At 41.5% G+C, this 21,979-nt stretch carries 16 protein-coding genes; 12 read left to right on the top strand and 4 right to left on the bottom strand.

The genetic code is table 11. The features are described 5' to 3' along the window. Nucleotides 1-94 precede the first annotated feature (94 nt). On the top strand, nt 95-478 hold the full coding sequence (locus tag RSJ42_RS17240; protein WP_410508457.1) for a hypothetical protein: 384 nt from the start codon (nt 95-97) through the stop codon (nt 476-478). Between the two features lie 172 nt (nt 479-650). On the opposite strand, the gene RSJ42_RS17235 is transcribed toward RSJ42_RS17240, so the two are convergent. Then, on the bottom strand, nt 651-839 hold the full coding sequence (locus RSJ42_RS17235; protein WP_410508456.1) for a hypothetical protein: 189 nt from the start codon (nt 837-839) through the stop codon (nt 651-653). Nucleotides 840-2,771: 1,932 nt separating this feature from the next. Between RSJ42_RS17235 and RSJ42_RS17230 the strand changes: the two genes are divergently transcribed. Further along, on the top strand, nt 2,772-3,668 hold the full coding sequence (locus RSJ42_RS17230) for a right-handed parallel beta-helix repeat-containing protein (RefSeq protein WP_410508455.1): 897 nt from the start codon (nt 2,772-2,774) through the stop codon (nt 3,666-3,668). Nucleotides 3,669-4,027: 359 nt separating this feature from the next. Here RSJ42_RS17230 and RSJ42_RS17225 read toward each other — a convergent pair whose 3' ends face one another. Both RSJ42_RS17225 and RSJ42_RS17220 read right to left on the bottom strand, forming a co-directional pair. Then, nucleotides 4,028-4,972, bottom strand: a complete 945-nt coding sequence (locus RSJ42_RS17225; protein ID WP_410508454.1) for a hypothetical protein — start codon at nt 4,970-4,972, stop codon at nt 4,028-4,030. Nucleotides 4,973-5,105: 133 nt separating this feature from the next. After that, nucleotides 5,106-5,840: a HesA/MoeB/ThiF family protein gene (locus RSJ42_RS17220; protein WP_410508453.1), complete on the bottom strand. Its 735-nt coding sequence runs from the start codon at nt 5,838-5,840 to the stop codon at nt 5,106-5,108. Nucleotides 5,841-6,189: 349 nt separating this feature from the next. Here RSJ42_RS17220 and RSJ42_RS17215 point away from each other — a divergent pair, with 349 nt between their 5' ends. Genes RSJ42_RS17215 through RSJ42_RS17205 form a run of 3 tightly spaced genes read left to right on the top strand, consistent with a single transcriptional unit; the run spans nt 6,190 to nt 9,635 of the window. After that, nucleotides 6,190-6,390, top strand: coding sequence for a hypothetical protein (locus RSJ42_RS17215; protein ID WP_410508452.1), 201 nt, complete (start codon nt 6,190-6,192; stop codon nt 6,388-6,390). After that, entirely contained in the window at nt 6,356-7,867 is a 1,512-nt protein-coding gene (locus RSJ42_RS17210; protein ID WP_410508451.1) for an AAA family ATPase, read from the top strand. The genes RSJ42_RS17215 and RSJ42_RS17210 overlap by 35 nt, the downstream gene beginning before the upstream one ends. Before the next feature lie 37 nt (nt 7,868-7,904). Further along, the gene (locus tag RSJ42_RS17205) at nt 7,905-9,635 is read left to right on the top strand and encodes a vWA domain-containing protein (protein ID WP_410508450.1); all 1,731 of its coding nucleotides are present in this window, start codon (nt 7,905-7,907) and stop codon (nt 9,633-9,635) included. Nucleotides 9,636-9,673: 38 nt separating this feature from the next. Here RSJ42_RS17205 and RSJ42_RS17200 read toward each other — a convergent pair whose 3' ends face one another. After that, nucleotides 9,674-10,402, bottom strand: a complete 729-nt coding sequence (locus RSJ42_RS17200) for a hypothetical protein (protein ID WP_410510410.1) — start codon at nt 10,400-10,402, stop codon at nt 9,674-9,676. 499 nt (nt 10,403-10,901) lie between these two features. On the opposite strand from RSJ42_RS17200, the gene RSJ42_RS17195 reads away from it, so the two are divergent. The 7 genes from RSJ42_RS17195 (at nt 10,902) to RSJ42_RS17165 (ending at nt 21,943) form a co-directional block, all read left to right on the top strand. Then, nucleotides 10,902-12,281: a hypothetical protein gene (locus RSJ42_RS17195; protein ID WP_410508449.1), complete on the top strand. Its 1,380-nt coding sequence runs from the start codon at nt 10,902-10,904 to the stop codon at nt 12,279-12,281. Between the two features lie 734 nt (nt 12,282-13,015). Then, nucleotides 13,016-15,823 carry an aconitate hydratase AcnA gene (acnA, locus tag RSJ42_RS17190; RefSeq protein ID WP_410508448.1) on the top strand — a complete coding sequence of 936 codons (2,808 nt, stop codon included), beginning with the start codon at nt 13,016-13,018 and terminating at the stop codon, nt 15,821-15,823. Between the two features lie 401 nt (nt 15,824-16,224). Beyond that, the gene (locus tag RSJ42_RS17185; RefSeq protein ID WP_410508447.1) at nt 16,225-17,292 is read left to right on the top strand and encodes a citrate/2-methylcitrate synthase; all 1,068 of its coding nucleotides are present in this window, start codon (nt 16,225-16,227) and stop codon (nt 17,290-17,292) included. A 257-nt stretch (nt 17,293-17,549) separates the two neighbouring features. Further along, nucleotides 17,550-18,818, top strand: a complete 1,269-nt coding sequence (locus RSJ42_RS17180) for a UbiD family decarboxylase (RefSeq protein ID WP_410508446.1) — start codon at nt 17,550-17,552, stop codon at nt 18,816-18,818. A gap of 195 nt (nt 18,819-19,013) precedes the next feature. Then, nucleotides 19,014-20,219 (top strand): aconitase X, encoded by a 1,206-nt coding sequence (locus RSJ42_RS17175; RefSeq protein ID WP_410508445.1) that lies wholly within the window; start codon nt 19,014-19,016, stop codon nt 20,217-20,219. Beyond that, nucleotides 20,206-20,649: a DUF126 domain-containing protein gene (locus tag RSJ42_RS17170; RefSeq protein ID WP_410508444.1), complete on the top strand. Its 444-nt coding sequence runs from the start codon at nt 20,206-20,208 to the stop codon at nt 20,647-20,649. Before RSJ42_RS17175 ends, RSJ42_RS17170 begins: the two co-directional genes overlap by 14 nt. Before the next feature lie 175 nt (nt 20,650-20,824). Further along, entirely contained in the window at nt 20,825-21,943 is a 1,119-nt protein-coding gene (locus RSJ42_RS17165) for a site-2 protease family protein (RefSeq protein ID WP_410508443.1), read from the top strand. The last annotated feature ends 36 nt before the right edge of the window (nt 21,944-21,979 follow it).

Below are 21,979 nucleotides of genomic sequence, written 5' to 3'. Positions count from 1 at the left end.
TTACTCTTTCTTTATATGCTCTGTTCAAAGCCCACTTCTTCATTGGAAGAAAGATAAGTAGAAATTGGTATTTATTATTTTTAGTCTTCAGAAAATGCTAGATTTATTAAATGCTGCATCGGTTTCTGACACAAACAAGAAGTTAATTTTTGATTTTGTTGATTACTGTTTTTCTGAAGGATTGAGTAAACATCGGGTTATAAAGTATATTTCGATCCTGAAAAATATGTGCCCTGAAGAGTACGTACCAAAAATTGGATTAATTTTAATAAAATTGAAGAAAAGATTCTACAGGTTTATCTCTAACTTTAAAATAACTGACAAAAGCCATAAATTAATATTAAACTGGAAATTAGATAAAGGTGGTGTGAGACCGATAAGCTGTAACCAAATCTCCAGCACAGTCTCAAGGGTCATATATGGCCTCGGCAAATCAGGCAGGCATTTCCTTCAGGATAGCCATTCATACTGCCGCTGACACTAAAAAACGCTGTTAGCACACCAGTGAAGTCCAAGTCCAGAAGCCTTTCTTGTTGATTTTACTTTTCCCAAATACTTTTTAGATAAGTCGTTTTTTATTGTTTCCTTCACAATTGAGCTCTTGACCCGCGGATCGAGAGCCGATTGCGTAGAAACGCATATTTACATTATTACATTATTTTTTCAAAGATCATTGAGGATAGAGTTATCAGCAGGTAAGCTATTGGCAACAATACCAGGATCATGTACATAAAGTCAAGACTTCTCATTATCCGGGCTTCAATACTGTTTCCCCCACGAATTACAGCACCATCATAGCCTATTATGCTATCAAACTGCCTGAAGTATGTCTCATCCATTTCCATATCTCCCCTAACTGCTTTTCTTCCCACTTGTAAAGTTCTTTTTTAACCGTACTTTGATAGTAAGTACAGATACTTTCTATAAATAGTTATCTCATTGAACTAATGTTATTTTGATAGTATCTCAGAGATATTGATAATATCATATTAGTCGGATGAGTATAATAAAACTAAAAAAGTAGAAGCTAAAAGCCTTTTTCCAGAATAGTTCCCCTTATATTTGCTTCAATTTCTGTCATGAAATTCACACAAATTGTTTTTGGAGTCTAGCCTAATAATTTCTATCAGTTTTCTTTCAGCCTAATCTTTAATGGGACTCTCTCCACCAAGTTAAAATCTGGAAGAAAGGTAACATTAGTCCTGTTTGTCTGAACTGCCAGGATGCTGGTATAAGAATTTTAACTCATGAATTCGACCACGTGACGCCTGATGCAAGATACAGGATACAGACTACATGTACGACTCCGGTTGAATAGAAAAGCATAATGTTGTTGATTTAAAGCTTACAATATTCGATACGAATTAATGTTCTACGGGAAGTGTCCTGTAATAAAGGAAACCCAGGGTCAAAGAATATAAGTCAGGGATAAAGAGAAGGATAAAATAAATAGAAAGCTGTTTCCCGGTTTTCAGTTTCCCTATACATATTGACAAATATCTATGAGATCTAAGGATATCTTCCTGAACCTTAGGAGACCTTTTTAAAAATTAATCTACAAAAAATATTTGAGATATCAGTTTATTCAGACGGGGGAATGTTTTAACAGATAAATACTATTTATTCTGTTCATTAACTGCCCTCATTCAGTTTTGACAAATTAGGTCAAGATAATTGACTCTATATAATTATTTACAATTTATTTTATGGCAGTACAACATTTCGAAGCAATTCTTGTAAAATGTATATTTTTATTCTTAAGAAATTATATTAAATTGAACTTGAATTATACGAAAAAATAGGACAAAAATGCCAGTTAAGAATTGAAATGTTTAATAAGTTTTAGTGTCATGCCTGCAGAATGCGTTTTTTATTTGATACAGCAGATTATATCCTGAAAATTTATCCGATTCTTTGTCTTATAATATTACAATTTTACTACTGATTAACGATTAAGTAATATTAAAAAATATTACTAATTTAAATAATCATGATTATCTATTAACCATAAACTTTCTTTTTTATATTAAAAATTGTGCCAATACAAAGTGAGAAAAATCAGGAACGTACATACGACTTTATTAATTTCCTTTAAAAAATACCAAAAATGCTTTATAATAGGACTGCATAGTCCTAGAATGTCAACTCAGGAATTCGATACAGGTGAATCGGTCTTTTGAAAAATCATTTCGGAAGGAGAGTTGACCTGGCTAAAGGCCGTATTAGTTAAACAGGAGGTATTGACCAGAGGAATGAAGTCCAATGGTCAGTGCAGATTTTGAATGGTAGAAGTCAAAACTTCTAATTTCCGGCCACTTCCAATGCCTGTTCCCTATAAGGTGATTGGAGAGTGGAGACTCTGTGTACAACGTGTCCGCCCCGCATAAATCGCAGAGAACCATATTGGATAGGTTCAAAATATTACCAAGACGTAATATAGATTTTTGAATAACCGTATAGAGCCGACTTGATTAGAGTATCTAATTCAATCTAAATAGATATATCGGAAAAAACGTATTACGAGTAAGTAATATAGAATTCTAAGAAAAATACTGGGATCAGGCATAGAATAACCCTAAAAATCAAGATTCTACTTAGATCCCAAAAGATCCAGCCCAAGGTGATACATAATGCAAAAGAGACCTCAGGGGACCCTATCCCTGATAGCAAACCTTCTCTTGATAGTCGTATCGACTTTGGGAAAATAATAAAAAATTACTGAAGATTTTGATTTTACTAAGAATCTGAAAATCCAACCCAAAGGTGATACGATGGTAAAAAGACAGCTAGGAGCCCTATTCCTTGCAATATGCCTTACTTTAACAACCGTACCTACTGTATTAGGTGGCGAGAATACACAGATCATAACCGTAGCCGGAGACGGGAGCGGAGACTACAACTGCGACGGAGTAAAAGATGACGTTGAGATTAACCAGGCACTCGAATTCGCTGCAAACAATCCGGGTACAACCGTCCAGCTTAAAGGCCCATTCACATATGACATATCCGATTCTCTTCTGATCGGAAGTGACACAACTCTTGCCGGAGATTCCGGTGTAACAATTAAGCTCGCCAAGGGACTACCTCTCTGGGGAAACCGTGAGAGCAGCATTGCAGAAAAGAAAGCTATGATTATGATCAGAGGCGATTCTGCAAGCAATGTTAAGATAGAAGGCTTAACTGTCGATGGCAGTCAGAGCGACTATTATCCGGATGTCAGGCTCGGAACTTCCAGTTATAATATGGCAACTTTAATAAATGCTAATGGATTAACAATCCAGGATGTTACATTCCAGAACGGGTGTAATGATGCCATGCTTATCTCGAAATCCAGCAACGTAGTAATAGACACCGTAATTGTAGACAAATGTGGACATGACGGAGTATATGCATATCATGTGGATGGCATTACAGTTAAGAATTCTACATTTATTAACAGGACTAACTCATCCGTCAGGTTCGATTCCGTTACCAATGGGGTCATGACAAACAATGAATGTACCACGTCCGGCGGTGGATACGCAGGTTTAGAATTGCAGGGAACTCTTAAAAACATCGAAGCTTCTGGCAACTATTTCCATGACCTGCCTTCACCTGCAGTAGTACGTTTGAACACTGACGAAACCAATGTAAATATCCAGGACAACAGAATTGAAAACTGTGGATAAAGAAAACGCAAAGACCTTATCGATTGGAAACTCTCAGGAGTTCACTGAGAACCAATCCATTCATTTTCTAAACCAGATATAAGTAGAATATGCAGTTAAGTTGAAGTTACTCAGTTGCCTGTAAAACAAGCAACTTAGATTTCTACATTTTTAAAAAGCAGAACTGGCTTTTCTGAAAACCAATTAAATAACGTTTCTTTTAAATAAGGTTTATTCCTAATGCTTTTGTTTTAGATAATATGGATTCCTCTTATCCTTTAGACCCAGGTCTAAGATGCTGTTCTGTTTATTCCAGCAGGCTTTACAAAACTATGCTTCCATTAATCATTCAGGTAACATACAGGTAACATAAAGGTAATTTATTTTTCTCTTAGCGATAAGTCAATAGCATTATATAATGCCCTCAAAGCTATGCTGAGTCTGTGAACTTCAACCTGCCATATCCTTTTACTGATCTGCCTGTCTCCTCCGGTTTTGACAGCCGCTATCCATGCATATCTCCGGGCTAATTTTGAATTGTGCAACTGAGAATTGAAAACCTGCCCTGTTTTCTGGTTGCTGTATTTTTCATTAATAAGAAACTCATAAATTTCTTCAACTCTTTCGAGCAATTTTTGCTCACTTTCAAAACCTGATGTCCCAAAGACAGTCAGATTCCAGAGACGGAACTTAACTTCATTCGTTTCGGTAACGAGCTTCCTGGAATCTGCAATATCCAGCATTGCCCTGAATTCACGAAAAATGTCCGTGTTCCCGGAAGATGAAGGCAGAGTTTTCCCGAGCGAAATCATAACATGGATGCACTCATGAAAAAGAATTCTGGCTATAAGGAATTCTACTCTCTCCTGAATATTCCAGAATCTGGTAACAAGAGATTCTTCCCAGAGCTGATACGGGTTCACAAGAATAAGTGATCTGTAAATTATCCTTTTCTCCTTCTCTGAAACAGAGCGCTTAGGGTAAAGGGCTACTCCCTGCATTCTCCCGAAGAATTGAACTTTAACTGCGAGATCCCAGCAATATTCCCATTCTCCATCCCGTACGCATTTAACCCTGCAGTATTCACCATTGAAGTGAACATTTTCAAGCAGGCGGTACATATCCTTGCTATGTGTTTTGATGATTGATTTCACACTGGATTCCCTGTAAATGCTGAGGTCAAGATAGGAAAAGCAGGGTACTGAAGTGAAAGAGAAACAGGGTGGAGAAGACGGATTAAGGTCGTAAAAGCCCTGACACCAGGAACCTGAACTGTCCTGTGGAATAGTATCTTTTTGTTCAACTGGTTGATGTTTTTTTTTCATACCATCTTCCCTCCAATATACCTATTAGATATTATTACTGAAGATATATAAAAATTGATCAACAGGAAGAATAAATAAGAAATAGGAACGAGGCGGAAGCAAGATGTATCCTGCTGAAAAGGGAAAAATCCAATTAAACTTTTTTATCATCTTTTCCGCAAACAGGGCAGTTATTCAGCTTTGCGAGTGAAATCTCGCTAAAGCTTCCGGAAAGCCCGTTCCAGAACAAAAGCCTGCCCTCCAGAAGCTTGCCTTTTCCAGTCAGGAATTTAACTGCTTCACTTACCTGGATAGAGCCGATAATGCCCGGAGTTGCTCCCAGTATCGGAAAAACCTCCTTTTTGGAGATTCTCGGGAAAATACAGTAAAAACATGGGGTTTTACCAGGAATTATTGTTGTGACCTGCCCGTCAAAGCCCGTAACTGCCCCATGAATTAAAGGGATATTCCTCTTAATTGAAAGCCTGTTAAGCATATGCCGTGTTTCCATATTATCCAGGGCATCAATTATAAGATCGCATTCAGGAACCAGAGAATCAATGTTTGATTCGGTAATCATCTCTTTAATTGTTTCAACTTCAATTAAAGGGTTCATCGAAAGAAGCTTTTCCTTTGCAGACTCAACCTTTGCCCTTCCAATATCCTTTTCATGGTGAAGAAACTGCCTGTTCAGGTTGGTAGGATCCACAGTGTCAAAATCAGCAAGGATTATTTTTCCTATCCCTGCAATTGCAAGGTATGTTGATACGGGAGATCCGAGACCTCCGGCACCGGCAACAAAAACCTTTGCAGCCTTCAGTTTCTCCTGCCCTTCCTCTCCAAAAAGAAGGATTTGACGGCTATACTTTTCTCTTTCCGCATTATCCATGTAATTTCCTTCCAGAATATTGATTTCAGAAACCTTCAAGAATGATAAATCGGATGTAATAGACTAGTTGTTGAGTTAGACTAGTTGTTGAGTTTGACTAGTTGTTGAGTTAGACTAGTTGTTGAGTTAGACTAAATTATTGAGTTAGACTAAATTATTGAGTTTGGTATGCTCTAACTCGTAGAATTCGTCTCTTTCTTTCAGTACATTGATTTCCTCATGCATAACGTCTTCGGAAAGCAAAAACAAGGACAGAATCCAGAAAAAGGCACGAGAGAATGCATATTCATAGGAAGGGGCATAACCTGATAAAGAAGAGTTTAAAAACCTCGAAGGTAAAAACTTTTTTTTGGAAAAATTAATTAAGGCAAGACCCATAAAAATGGTTACATCATTTTTAGCACTATTGGAACCGGGCACAGCTGCTTATTTTTGTCAGGACCTTTATGAGGTCACGCACGAGATTCTGAAACAAATAAGCGTTGTAAAAAAGAAAAATAAAGGTTTTGGAATTTATGAAAATTCTGGATTTAAAAAATACTATCCTTAATATCAAGCGGGAATTCTCTGGCTACTTCAAAGAGAGAGATGCAGAAATCAATGGGTCTCTTCTGGCACTGCTTTCAGGGGAGCATATACTTTTGCTCGGACCTCCTGGAACTGCAAAGACCTTGCTTGCAAGCAAAATTTGTGAAACCATAGAGGGAGGAAATTTTTTCCATTATCTTCTTACACGTTTTTCCACTCCAGAAGAGGTATTCGGACCTCTCTCTTTAAAGGCTCTTGAAAGGGATGAATTCAGCCGGAGGGTAGAAGGTTACCTGCCGACTGCACACATAGCTCTTCTTGACGAGATTTTCAAGGCGAACAGCTCAATATTAAACAGTCTCTTGACAGTCCTGAATGAGAGAAAGTACCATAACGGCAAGGAGATCATGGATGTACCTCTGTTTTCCGTTTTTGGAGCTTCCAATGAATTGCCCGAAGAGGATGAAAGCCTTGAGGCTCTTTACGACAGGTTCCTTTTCAGGTACAGTGTGGACTATATCCAGCACGAAGAGAATCTTGAAGACCTCATTTTTGAAAATACGGAAGATTTCCTGCCTTCAACGAAACTGTCGGTTGAAGATATAAGGGAAATTCAGAGAAAAGCAAAGGAAATGCCTGTAAACCTTGAAGTAAGGACAATAATCCGGGGGTTGAGAAGAGAACTTAAAAACTCGAATATTTTCGTTTCGGATAGGCGCTGGAAAAAGATTATAAACGTTCTCAGAGTTGCCTCAGCTGTAAACGGGTACAAAAGCGTGGACAGAATGACCGTTGTTCTGCTGCAGCACATGCTCTGGGACCTTCCGGAACAGAGGGAAACTATCAGGAAACTTATCCTTGATAGGGTTGTTTCAGGAGGTACTGACACGGGAAAACTAAAACAGAATGTGCTTGACCTTAGAAATTCCGTATACAGCTGCTTGCAGCAGGAACTTCCGAATACGGTATCCTGTAATAAATGCTTTGAAGAAGAGAAAAAGACTACCGGAGGGCTTAAAAGTTCCAGATTTGCGGGAGTGACAGCCCCAAAAAGCCTCACATTCAATAACGCCCTGGATCTTCTAAAACACCATACTGAATATCCTACTCATACTTACAGCCTTGGACTTGACTATGGCAACAATAAAGGCTCACTGAGTTTCGAAGGTGTGGCAGAGCAGTTACGCCGCAGATATGGATTTGAGTTTAAATTAAGCCTGGACTATGGAGACAAAAAGCTTTACGAAAAAGAGTATGAAAACCTTGAGGATAGGTTGAACTACTTCAGAAAGCATGTCCAGGAAGAAGAAAAAGCCCTTGAAGAGACTCTCAGGGAAAATATCTGGATTTCCGGACAGGACAGCAAAGAGATCCTGATAAAATACCACTCCAAAAATACGGATATTTACGAAATAGCAGGTCATTTAAACGAAGTCCGGGTTCTTTTAGAAAAACCGAAGATATTCGATGTGGAAATAGAAGAAGTGGAAGTCGCCTGAGCCGACCCCGGAAAGCGCAAAAAAGGGAACAAAAAATATGCAGGATCGGAAAAACTCGAAAAAAGGTTTTGAAAGTCTGGCCTGGTCAGATAGAGCATCTTTTGATAAGGACTTTAATCCTTTTACCATATTGAATACGGAACTGCGGGAATTTCTGGCAATTCCCAGGAAAGTGCCCCACAGGCTCAGGGAAGAAATTGCAGAAGTTCTCATTTACGAGCTTCTCTCAGGAAAAGACTATGAGATAAAGGATGAAAAGCGTTTTACGGAAAAATTTGGGGTTTTTTATCCGATATTTCTAAGCATGAGAAATCAGCAAGTCTGGGAAGAAATAAAAAACCTGGCAGCAGAAAACCGTATGGCAGGGATTTATATCCTGAGAACTTTGCTCGAAGAGCTTTTTACTCTCCTGGAAGATTATAGCAAAGTAGAGAAGGAGCTCCTAAAGAAATCCCAAAAAGGACTGGAAAGATCTCTGAAAGCCCTGAAAGAGCTTATCAGTGAGACTCAGGCGCTATGGGAAAGAAATAAACTGGAAAGAAACGAGAGCCTGAAAAACTATGAGTGGGACAGGCATTCAAACGGATTCCACGAAAAAGATGCAGCAGAAGAGATCAAACAGAATGGTCAGGGAGATTTCCTTAAAAAAACTGAAGACCGGATAGAAAATTATCAGGATCAGGAATATGAGGACCTTAAAGCATCAGAAAGGCTCGCCTCGATGACCAGGGAATTTATGTTTATCGAAAAGGCTGGAGAGACTGTGGATTCAATCGTAGAGGAAAATATAAAAATAAAACTAGAGGAACTTATCCCTCTTCTTGAAAACCACCTTGAAATGCTTGATATCCTCTCCATGCTTTTTCCGGGAAGGGCATGGGACTATTCCCTGCAGGCTCTTCACAGGGAATATTTCGAAAATCTTGAGAAGTATGCATCTCTTTTCAGGAAAAGTTCTAGCCTGCGTGAAATCCTTGATAAGATAGGCAGAATTGAGCTTGAATACGGATCAAAAAAACTCCAGATGTCTCCGTACAGTAAAAGCGAAGTTCATACAGTCACCCTTTCAGGTGATATCCAGACATTGCTTCCTATAGAAACCGTTAAGCTCAAAAATCCTGTATTAAAGAGAAAGTTCTATGCTGACATGATTGAAGAAAAGCTCCTGACATACCAGTTGAGAGGAGAAAACTGGAACTCGGATTTTGCAGGAAAAAAAAGGAAGGGGCCTGTTGTCGCTCTTGTAGATACCTCCGCTTCCATGCGGGGAGCTCCCGAGCTTCTTGTAAAAGCTGTGGTTCTGGCAGTTGCGAGAAGGATGATAAGAGAAAACAGGGACGTCAAAGTAATCCTTTTTTCATCAAAATGGCAGACCGTTGAGATTGACCTGACAGACAAAAGACGTATGGGAAAAGAGTTTCTGGAATTTCTCAAATACACATTTGGCGGAGGCACGGATTTCAATACAGCTCTACATTCAGGGCTGAAAGCAATAAAAAAAGAAAAGGCCTTTCAGGGAGCTGACCTTCTTTTTCTTACAGATGGGTATTCAGAATTGTCAGAGAGACCTCTTATCCGCGAGTGGAACGAAATAAAGGTAGAAAGAAAAGCCCGGATCTTTTCCCTGATAATAGGAAATTATGATGCAGGAGGGCTCGATCAGGTTTCAGACCATACTTATATTATCCATGATTCCGGAAACTGGCAGGTAGATGAAAGCCCTGCAAGATTTATAAAGGCAATCAGTAAGCCTGCGAGAATGTTCTAACCTGCTGGATGAGATTTAGCTGAATGGGAAGAATATAATTAATTTCTGCGTTTAAGGCGCCTGCTGACTTCGTCTATGAATTCTTCCAGATCTTTTTTGCCCGGGGCTTTGTGATTAAAAATGCTTGACAGAACAACAAATGCTGCCTTTTTTCCTTTTGTGGAATTCTTGAGCAAACCAAGCTCGATCACGGCAATTATAGTATCAGAGATTAGTTTGCGGTCACTTGGGCTTAAATTGCTCCACTTTTCATTGAGTATTTTCGAAGATGTTTTTATGGATTCTTTTCCTTCGGAAGCCATATCCGAAGCTTTTGAAGAGACAGTTTTTGAGAATTTTAAGATCTGATCTCTTCCGCAGCATGCGGTTCTGGAAAACGTTTTGAAAGCTCTTCCCGGAATCTCTTTCATCCGTGTTTTTTCGTAAGCATTGTTACTTTCCCAGCGGTTTTCAAAAAATCCGCTTCCGGAAGTCCTGTCTTCGAGAGTTTTGCGAATTTCTTCAAAGATTTCATCGATTTCTTCTTTCGATCTCGTCCGTAAATATTCTCTGAGATTATCCAGCAGGTCGGAGTCCAGCCCGTCAGGACAATCGTCAGAAGGTTCTCTGCTAATCTCGACAAATTCAGCATCGATTACAGGATTGGATCCTATGAAAGAGTCACGTAAAGATGAATCCCTCCCTGACCTGGGGCTCTTCCTGAACCTGTAACCGGAATTTGAAAATCTTCTGAATATGTCCTGTTTAACTTTAAGCAAGAAAATCACATCCATGTCTTAAAACGACACAAATTGCTGCTCGCGTTTCTTCTGGAACACCAGTAGCCGGAAGCAGTTCCATTATAACTTGTCGTATATGGTTCGTAGTTATATAAACAGATTTCATACTGGGATTTAATATTTTTTTCTGTTTCCATTGTCATCAGTGTGAAAATATTCTTCCAAGATATCCTTCTAAGATATTCTTCCAAGATATTCTTCCAAGATATCCTTCCAAGATATTCTTCCAAGATATTCTTCTGGAATCTTGCAAACCCAGATATGAGCCGGGATTCAGATAGTGACTGAAAAGTATGATATATAGAGAAAGAGTGGTTTTAAGGGCATTAATAGCTTTTTTTCCCAATAGGGGAAGTAGTGTAAAATGAAAAGCAAAAAAGAGGATTTTTGTCTCATCCTTCCCAGGAATAACTGCAGATTGATTCGTAGTTTAAGCAATTATTTTATAAGTCCCATGCATTAGTGAGTATTAGGCGAGGTGAAAAGTATGAGTGGACTTAATATAAAGGCATTAAAAATAATCGTATGCGGGCTTTTGATTGTATCTATTCTCTCTATTGCCTGTGCAGGGGCGGGAGCTGGTAGTAAGGCTGTGCCTGCAGGAGCTGGGGCTATAGAAGAGAAAATTGTAGGAAATCCTGTTGTTGTCAGTTCTGTTGCTGTACCTGAAACGGATGCAGGATATTATTATCCTGAGTTTGAAAAAATCAGTGTAGATCCAGCCTATAAGTACCTGGAACTGAATCCGGGAAACGGTAAAAACTTTACTGTGACCGTAAAAAACAACGATAATAAAACTGTTGAATTGAACCCAAGACTTTTAATTATACCCTATACTGAGAAGTACATAGATGAAAGCTGGGTCAGCATAAGCCCCACAGCAAAGGACCTGAAGGCAGGGGAGAAAGAGGAGTTTGAAGTAAAGGTAGATATTCCTGAGAATGCAGACCTCGGGAACTATGCCGTACTAATAGCTTTTACAGAAAAAGTGCCTGAAGGAGATGTAGCAGGCTATTACCCGAACTTTCCCGGAACAATGCAGCTAAACCTGCGTGTATGGGTTCCGCCAGCAGTTCAGATCCTTACTCCCTACGTTAACGACCTCGTAGAAGCCGGAGAGACCTATACCTATGAAATAAAGCTGAAGAACACAGGCGATAAAGATGTAGCAATCTCCCCTGAGCTTACGGAAGGAGGCGACATCATATATTACGACAGCGTCTACCCTTACGGAGGAATAAGATATGCATTCGGGAATGATGCAATAAGCTTTGAAGCTCCGGAAGTGGTGAAGGCAGGGGAGACTGCTATCGTAAAACTGACACTAAATGTTCCGGCTGATGCAAAAGGGAGCTATACAGGAACTCTCGATCTGAATATTGATGACCCAGGGATCAGTGAATACGAAGGAAAAGTATCCCTGAATTTCCGTATTCTTCCGGTTCCGGAAGAGCCTTACGAAACAACCTTCAAAACCATAGATAATGGCACGATAAGCATAGAGATAAGTGCTTATCAATATGGATACGGCCTGTATACTGAAGGAGGAAACAGAAACCTTACACCTTCGTTTGAAGTGAGCCTGAAAGACCCTTCAGGGAAGGAAATTACGCCTGCTCCTGTAAGCAAGAAATACAGAGGTTCGGTAAACATAGTAGATGATTCATACCCTTACCTCCCATACATGTCCTCAAGGGTTGCAGATGGCACGGGAACCAATATTCAGGGAAGCTATCAGGGCGGAACTACAACTTTTGTAGAGACCTATACAGTCCCCGGTGCTGAAGGAGAATGGATGCTTTCAATCCTTCCCATGAATACGGAAAACTTTGAGTATTCCATCACAACAGGGGATCCTGAAAAATAACGAATGTATCAGGCTTGACTTTCGTCAAGCTTTAAACTCTTTTTTGTTTTTCCGGGATAAAAAGCGAGCAGTAAAAACTAAGACTTTTTGTCTGGACTTAGGATAAGGTTTCTGATTAACTGTTTTTATCTATTCCGAATCCGAATTGGAATCTTTCAGTTGTTTCTCTCACGTTCCTCTTTGGGCCGGAACGTCTACCAGGTAAGGAAAACACTAACAAACCCACATCTCAATTAAGAGGATCAGCAAATAGAAAAAGATCCTGCGTAGGTTAATATTTCCTTTATTCATTCTTTTTTTAATTATCTTGAGTTTAGATACAATAAGAAATAACCGGATTTATAACAGAACAGGCTTTAATCGGAGAATTAAAAATATGAAAGTATAGCCTGAGCCTGCAACTATATATTAAATGCTTGAAAACCTGATAAGGTTCAGTATTCCAGGGTTAACTGCCCCAAGGTTTAACAATGTAAGTGCTTTCTATTAAGCATTGGAATATGCACCGCAGGCAATGTAAATAAATATAGAAGAAATAAAGCAAGCCTGTTTCCCGGAAATGTGAAGATAATAAGCCCGAAGGAATAAAATACTCTGAAGATAAGAGGGGGCATTCACAGGATAAAGAGAAGTGGGACAAGAGAAGTGAGATAATTCAAAAATAACTTACAAAACATGGTTTGTAAGGATTTCATCATTTTATAACTCATATTTTGCTGGAGGTAAAAAGTACAATGAGAGAAGGTCCGGACCCTTTTGGGGTAAGAGACAGCATCGAAACAACTGCCGGAAAAGCTACGATTTACAGACTTGGTAAACTGGAAGAAAAGGGCTTTGAAGGGATTTCCCTGCTCCCCTACTCTATAAGGATCCTTCTGGAATCCCTGCTCCGGCATGCTGATACTGAAAGAAGGATAATAGCTGCCGAAGATGTAGAGGCTCTGGCCCGCTGGAGCCCAGAAAATGTAAATGAAAGGGACATCCCTTTTATTCCTTCAAGAGTAATCATGCAGGACTTCACAGGTGTCCCCGCAGTGGTTGACCTGGCGGCCCTCCGCTCGGCAATGAAACGCCTTGGAGGAGATCCTGCCAAAATCAACCCTGTAATCCCTGCTGACCTGGTCATTGACCATTCGGTTCAGGTTGACTCTTATGGCACGGCATATGCCCTTGAAGAGAATGAGAAAAAGGAATTTGAGCGCAACAGGGAACGTTATACCGTTCTCCGCTGGGCACAGAAAGCCTTTGATAATTTCAGAGTTGTTCCCCCGGGAAGAGGAATTATCCATCAGGTAAACCTTGAATACCTGACTCCTCTTGTGCACCTGAAAGAAAAAGAAGGAGAACTGTTTGCGTTCCCGGATACTCTTGTCGGGACTGACTCCCATACAACAATGATCAACGGAATAGGAGTGCTCGGCTGGGGAGTAGGCGGCATAGAAGCCGAAGCCGTAATGCTCGGGCAGCCTTACTATATGCCAGTCCCTGAAGTTGTCGGTTTCAAACTCTACGGGAAACTGGGTCCCGGAGTTACAGCGACTGACCTTGTCCTCACGATTACAAAGATGTTAAGAAAACATGGGGTGGTAGGCAAGTTTGTCGAGTTCTACGGACCCGGCTTAAATTCGCTCAGCCTTCCGGACAGGGCTACAATTTCAAATATGGCTCCGGAATACGGGGCTACTCTTGGGATATTCCCACCTGACATGGAGACCCTCGACTATCTAAAAAGGACAGGAAGGAGCGATGAGCAGGTCACCCTTGTGAAAAAGTACCTGGAAGCACAGGACCTGCTTTACTCTGTGAACAAACCCGAACCTGTGTTCAGCAGCAATCTCGAACTTGATATGGGCACGGTAAAGCCCTGTCTTGCAGGCCCCAAACGCCCGCAGGATCAGCTATTCCTGAATGAGGTCTCAGAAAATTTCTGTGAAACCATGAGGCAGACCTTTATAAGAAAGAAAGAAGCAGGTACAGAGCTTACAGGAGATCCTGCTTACCTGCGCTGGAGTGGGGAAGGAGGGACACCTGTAGAAGAACCCGGAGCCTCGGAAGAAAGAGGAGTAGAAAAAATCGACTCCATTGAGAGGAACACCAGGCTCACACATGGTTCCGTTGTGATCGCATCCATTACTTCCTGTACGAATACCTCTAACCCGTCGGTTCTCATAGGAGCCGGGCTCCTTGCAAAGAAGGCTATTGAAAGAGGCCTGAGGGTTAAGCCCTTTGTAAAAACAAGCCTTTCCCCGGGATCAAGAGTTGCTACCGAATATCTCGGAGCTGCATGTCTACGTCCTTATCTTGAGGCCCTGGGATTCCATCAGGTTGGGTACGGCTGTACGACATGTATAGGAAACAGCGGACCCTTGCCTGAAAAGGTTGCAAGAGAAATCGAAGAAAATGACCTTACGGTTGCAGCCGTACTAAGTGGAAACAGGAATTTCGAAGGCAGGATCAATCCGCATGTTAAAGCAAACTACCTGGCTTCCCCTCCGCTTGTTGTCGCATACGCAATCGCGGGTACTGTAAACATAAACTTCGAAACCGATCCTCTTGCCTATGACCCGAATGGGCTCCCTGTGTATCTCAGAGATATCTGGCCCATGCAGGACGAGATAAAACAGGTAGAAAAGAACAGTGTCAGGCCTGAGATGTTTAAAAAAGAGTATTCAGGCGTTCTCGAAGGGGCAAAACTCTGGAAAGAGCTTGATGTCCCTGAAGGTACCCTTTACGACTGGGACCCGTCATCAACTTACATCCAGGAGCCTCCTTATTTTATAGATTTCCCGCTTACTCTACCTCTGCCAGGGGATATACAGAATGCCAGAGCCATTGCAGTCTTTGGAGACAGCATCACCACGGACCACATCTCTCCGGCAGGAGATATTCCGGCAGAGAGCCCGGCAGGCAGATACCTGACATCATGGGGAGTTGACCAGAAGGATTTCAATTCTTACGGGTCCCGCAGGGGTAACCATGAGGTCATGATGCGCGGCACCTTCGCAAATATCAGGCTTAGAAACAAGCTTGTAAGCAGGGAAGGAGGATGGACTGTCTCCCACATTAAAGGAGAAGACTTCCCGCCTGAAGCCTGCGGAGAAGGAATTCCGATTTACGATGCATCTTTACTTTACGCGGAAAACAGTGTTCCTCTGATTGTTCTCGCAGGAAAAGAATACGGAACAGGCAGTTCCCGCGACTGGGCAGCAAAAGGCACATTCCTCCTTGGGGTAAAAGCAGTTATTGCCGAGTCCTTTGAGCGCATCCACAGAAGCAACCTTGTGGGTATGGGAGTCCTTCCCCTTCAGTTTAAGGCAGGAGAAAATGCGGAAACTCTCGGCTTAACAGGAAAAGAAAGCTTTGATATCCTTGGCATTGAAAAAATGGAGCCTCACGGAGAGCTTACTGTACTGGCAAAAGATGACAGCGGAAAAGAAACAGAGTTTAAAGTGACGCTGAGGCTGGACTCTGCTGTTGAAATTGAATACTACAGAAACGGCGGAATTCTGCACAAGTTCCTGCGGGACTCCGTGAAGAAATAAATGTTTTTGCTAAATACAAAAACTAATTTTTTAAAGAGGTCCCATAAGCATGAACAGGGCTTCTCCTTTTCAGGACCTCTCTTTTTATCCGGGTTAATAACAAATCTTACCAGGAAAAGAAATATTTTATAAATGCTTCGTCAGGAAATAATTATATTTAAGGTCAAATACAGCTAAAAGGTTAAAAGGAAGGAAACCTTAACTTTAATAAATATATTTAAAATGATTTAAATTTACAATTTCAACAAATTTAATATACTAATTTGATGATAATACAATTGCATTGTCGCTCTATTTTTGGACTCAAGAGTCCTTCTTGCTAAATCTTTCATGTATAATCAGAGGATCCCACAATTTCAAAGTTTTTTGAAAATCCTCTAGGCATAACTGCGAGGTAGAAAATGAGTAAAAATATATGTTTCATAGACGGGCTGGAGGGCATTCTGAAGTACAGGGACGTCGATATCAATGATCTTATCGATCTTCCCTATGATGCAGTTTCCTATCTGCTTATCCAGGGAGAGCTCCCCGGAGAAAAGGAACTTGCCGAGTACTCAGCCCGCCTGCGTGCGGAACGTGAAATTAACAGGGAGGTAATGGACGTAATCCGCATGTGCAATTTCAATATCGATGCTATGGAAGCCCTGCGCACAGTCGTTTCTTTCATATCGCAATTCGATCCGGACCTGAATGACAGCTCTCAAGAAGGTAATATGAGAAAAGCCATAAGGTTAATCGCTATGCTCCCAACAATTGTTGCTGCTTATTATAGAACTGCAAACGGAAAGGAACCTGTACCCCCCGATCCCTCCCTTTCTCATGGAGCCAATTTCCTGTACATGATAAGAGGAAGCAGGCCGGACCCTCTGGAAGCCGAAGTCATGGAAAAAGACTTCATTCTCAGTGCCGAACATGAACTGAATGCCTCCACTTTCTCCTCAAGAGTTACAGCTTCAACCTTATCAGACCTTTATTCGGCTGTTGTTTCCGGACTCTGCACACTCAAAGGTCCCCTTCATGGGGGAGCAAGGGCAGAGGTTATGACCATGCTTGAAGAAATCGGCAGCCCTGAAAATGCCGAGAAATTTGTCCTCGAAAAAATCGAAAAGAGAGAGAAAATAATGGGCTTCGGGCACCGGGTGTACAAAACATATGACCCCAGGGGCACAATATTCAAGCAGCTTTCAATGAGACTGGCTGAAGTTAAGGAAGATATGCACTGGTATGAGACCGCCGAAGCAATAGAAAATACTGTTGTCCGCGAGCTTGTAGAAAAAAGAGGAAAGCTGATTTATCCAAATGTTGATTTTTATTCAGGAGTTATCTACAAGTATATGGAAATTCCTCCACAGCTCGCAACTTCAATCTTTGCAATAGGTAGAGTTTCAGGCTGGATAGCCCACTGTTTTGAGCAGTATGAGAAGAAAAAGATTATAAGGCCAAGAGCCTTCATGCTCGATGAATGCTGAAACTTTCTAATGAACCCTGTTATGCCTGAAGACCAGAAATAAAATGGTTTTTCAGCAAAACAGGTTAATAAGCATAAACCAGCTTAAAAGACCAGAAGTTTCACGAAAAAATTGTTTTTTATAATTCTAATTCTATCACAATGGCACTTTTATCCCGTTTGATCACTCAACTGATCTCAGGTAACAGAGCTAGACTGTCTTCGAAGGAATCAGATAATCTTTTTATTATCTAACAGCTTTTTGATATCCAGATACCCATGACTTACAGAGATTTCATAGACCGGTTAAAAGAAAGTGGAAAACTGGTCGAAGTTCATCAGCCCGTTTCTCCGGAATTCGAGGCTTCGAGAATTGCAAAAAAGACAAAGGCTCCTGTTCTCTTCCACAATGTCTCGAGCTCAAAGGTTATTATGAACCTTCTGGGATCCAGGGATGAGCTTGCTTCCATGCTTGGGGTTTCTAAAGAAGAAATAATAAAGAAGCTTTCTGAAGTTTCCCCGGAAGGCGAAGTGAAACTGGTTTCAGGGTCTCCTACGCTTGAGGTAATAGAGGAAGATGTCGACCTTACAAAACTTCCAATTCTCACGCATTTTGAAAAAGACGGAGCCCCCTATATAACTGCAGGAATTGTTGTATCCGAGTACGGAGGGGTCATGAATGCTTCGATCCACCGCCTTATGCTTGCGGGAAAAGATAAACTCGCAGCCCGCCTTGTCCCTCCGAGACATACTTACCTCCTTCATAAAAAAGCTGCAGAAAAAGGCGAGCCTCTTCCCGTAGCCATTGTTCTGGGCTGTGACCCTACAATTATTTACGCAACTTCTACGAGAGTGCCTGTTGGAAAAGAATTTGAATATGCAGCTGCCCTCCGGGGGTCTCCTATAGAACTTTTTGAGTGCTCAAACGGGATAAAAGTGCCGCATTCGGAGATTGTTCTCGAAGGATATGTTGACCCGAAAGAAAGAGTTGACGAAGGACCATTTGTGGATATTACCGGGACATATGATGTTGTGAGGAAAGAACCCGTTATCCGTATTACCAGAATTATCCATAGAAAAGACCCAATCTATCATGGAATTCTTCCGGCCGGTCCGGAACACCTTCTCATGATGGGAGTGCCTTATGAGCCGAGAATCTACAGGGCAGTAGGGGAAGTAACAACCGTAAAAAACGTGGTCTTAACGGAAGGAGGCTGCTGTTATCTTCATGCAGTCGTACAGATAGAAAAACAAACCGAAGGGGATGCAAAAAACGCTATAATGGCTGCCTTTGCCGCCCATACGAGCCTGAAGCATGTGGTGGTTGTGGATGAGGATATAAATATCTTTGACCCGAATGATGTCGAGTTCGCAATTGCCACAAGAGTAAAAGGCGATATGGATATCCTGATCATCCCTAATGTCCGCGGTAGTTCCCTTGATCCCAGGGGAGCCCCTGATGGAACAACCACTAAAGTTGGGATTGATGCCACAAAGGTCCTGATTGAAAAAGAGAACTTTGAAAGGGCAGTGATTCCTGAAGAATAACTGAGGAGTATTTTTAACTGATCAGGCAGGAGAAACTAAAACTGATCGGGCATCAAATATCCTGCCTTCAAATTTTATTTCATCTCAATGTTTCTGTACTTGCTTTGACCCATATAACGATCGGATGTGCCAGTAGAATCGTTTCAACATTTCGTATCCTGCATCTATTACCTGGCAGTTAAAGAGTGAATTTTCATGTACCTTACAAAAGAAGAAGAACAAATCCTGAATGGAGAAGCCGGAGAGACTCTCAGGCAGGCAATTCAGATCCTTGTGTCTCTTGGAGACATCTACGGCGCAGACAGGCTGATCCCTATCAAAAGCGCCCAGATTGCAGGCGTCTCATATAAAACAATAGGCGATGCCGGGCTTGAATGGATCTCGGACCTTAAAGGGCAGGTAAAGGTCCCTGCTATCCTTAACCCGGCAGGAATGGACCTGGAAGACTGGGAAAGGTTAAGGATCTCTCCTGAATTTGCAGAAAAACAGAAGGCAATTGTTCAGGCTTACAGAAAACTCGGGATCCGCTGCGAATGTACCTGCACGCCTTATACACTTGAAGGCTTTTCAGTGGGTTACGGCGACCACCTTGCCTGGAGCGAATCTTCAGCCATTTCTTATGCAAATTCCGTAATAGGAGCCCGGACAAATAGGGAAGGAGGCCCTTCAGCCCTTTCGGCAGCGCTACTCGGAAAGACTGCAAACTACGGATTCCATCTTGATGAAAACCGCATTCCAGAAATCTCCGTAATTGTAGAGTGCTCACTTAAAGAATCAGACTACGGAGCTCTTGGATATGTGACAGGAAAACTCATTGGAAACAGAGTACCTATTTTTCAGCTTAAAGGCAAGCCAGAAACTGATGAATTAAAAGCTCTTGGAGCTGCAATGGCAGCTTCGGGTGCTGTGGCTCTCTACCATGTGAAAGGAGTAACTCCCGAAGCGTGCAGAATGAATTTTGGAGAGCCTGAAGAAAAAATAATTATTGAAAGAAGCCAGCTGGATGAAGTTTATGAGAGCAGAGGAAAAAATGGCAGAGAACCAGAGTTAATCACTATTGGCTGCCCTCACTGCTCTGCGAATGAACTTAAAAAGGCAGCTGAGCTATTGAAAGGAAAAACAGTCTCAAAGGAGACCTGGATTTTTACATCGAGGGAGCTTACAGAACGCTATCCTGAGTATATTAGGACCATTGAAGAAAGCGGAGCTAAAGTTGTATGCGATACCTGCATGGTGGTTTCTCCGGCAACCAACCGCTACTCCTGCGTTATGGTAAATTCGGGAAAAGCCTTTGCTTACGTGCCAGGGATGTGCGGAGCTGAAAGCGTATACGGGAATATGGAAGCCTGTATTGAGAAGGCAACAGCTGGAAAAGAAAAAAAGGTGGGTGGTTCCCATTAAACTTAAAGGCAGGACAATTTCAAGGGGATGTGCAGAAGGTGAGGTTCTGGTTTCCAGAGACCCAATTTCTTTCCTTGGAAGTGTAGACCCTGAAACCGGGATTGTGGTAGAAGAAAAACACTCTCTTGCAGGAAAATCGATCAAAGGGAAAGTTCTAGTTTTCCCGCATGGAAAAGGCTCTACTGTTGGTTCATATGTGATGTATCAGCTTAAAAAGAATGATGCAGCCCCGACAGCAATCATAAACCTGGAAACCGAGCCTATTGTAGCTGTAGGAGCAATTATATCCGAAATCCCGCTCGTTGATATGCTGGAAAAGAACCCTTACGAAGTTTTAAAGGATGGAGATACTGTCCTTGTAAACGGCAGTGAAGGATATATCGAACTGATTAAATCGAAAGCAGCCGGGCAGAGGAAAGAGATATTTTAACCTGACCTGAATGGCATTTTTTTAAGATGTAGGGGTAAGAATTTATGCCTGCCTCCCAATGCTTTGAAAGCAAAAAGAAAGAAACGGATTAAAAAGACGCGGGTTAAATTATAAACCATAAAAGCTAATTAAAAAGCTAAAAGAAATCTCAAGCCTCAAAGGCGTGAAATCTAAAATGAAACAGGAAATAGAAGACTACAGGAAGGAGCGTGATAAACTCGAAATTGAGGAATCAATTTCACGCATATATCCTTTCATAACCAGGGTATTCGACGTATACGAAATCCAGAAATCCCGGGAGATCCTTTATTTCTTCGGCACTCCTAAGGCAGATACCGAGAATATAATGGGAGAACTCTGGGCTCCACTTGAACAGAGAGGGCTTATGGGTACCCTGAGATACGAGCTTGGTGAGCATGTTCTTATTGTTGCTCCAATGAAGAAGGCAAAGGAAAAAGTCTGGGTGAACTTTGCACTATTCATAACAACGGTATTTACAACCATGATCTGCGGAGCCTGGATGTTCGGAGCTGATCTATCGAATGAGCCCATGAAGATTTTCCAGGGTTTGCCATTTACCTTTGCAATAATGGCTGTACTTGGCTCTCACGAAATGGCTCATTACGCAATGGCCAGGTATCATGGAATGAAAACTTCCCTGCCTTATTTTATCCCGTTTCCGACCTTCATAGGCACGATGGGAGCTGTAATCCATTATAGGGGGCCCATCCCTAACAGAAAAGCTCTCTTTGATGTGGGAGTTGCAGGACCTCTGGTAGGGCTTTTTGTCTCAATTGCAGTCACTGTAATAGGCTTAAATCTTAACATGTCTTCAGTTAATCCGCTTTCCGATTCTCTGATGTTCGAGCCTGGCTTTCCACCTCTTTTCGTAATGATCCAGAAAGCTGTTGGGGTTACAGGAAGCAATTTGCATCCTGTGGCTTTTGCAGGCTGGGTGGGAATGTTTGTAACCCTTTTGAATCTTCTACCTGCAGGGCAGCTTGACGGAGGGCACGTGCTCAGGGCGATGCTTGGCAAAAAAGCGGACAGGATATCTTCAATGATGCCACGTATCCTTTTCCTTATAGGTTTTTATGTAATCTACTGGCTAAAGGGAGACGGCTTTATATGGATATTCTGGGCACTCTTCCTCTGGGCTTTTGCAGCAGCCGGACATCCATCTCCCCTTCATGACAAAATAGAACTGGATAAAAAACGCATCCTTGTAGGAATAATTACTTTTATACTTGGTTTTCTTTGCTTCACTCTGATTCCTTTTAAACCCATAATCTGAAAAAGGTACTTAAAAGTTTGAAGCTCATAGAAACCT

The sequence above is a fragment of the Methanosarcina hadiensis genome (genome assembly GCF_046529725.1).
Classification (GTDB): domain Archaea; phylum Halobacteriota; class Methanosarcinia; order Methanosarcinales; family Methanosarcinaceae; genus Methanosarcina; species Methanosarcina hadiensis.
Note: the sequence above shows the minus strand (reverse complement) of the source record. Positions and strands in the feature narration are given on the sequence as shown.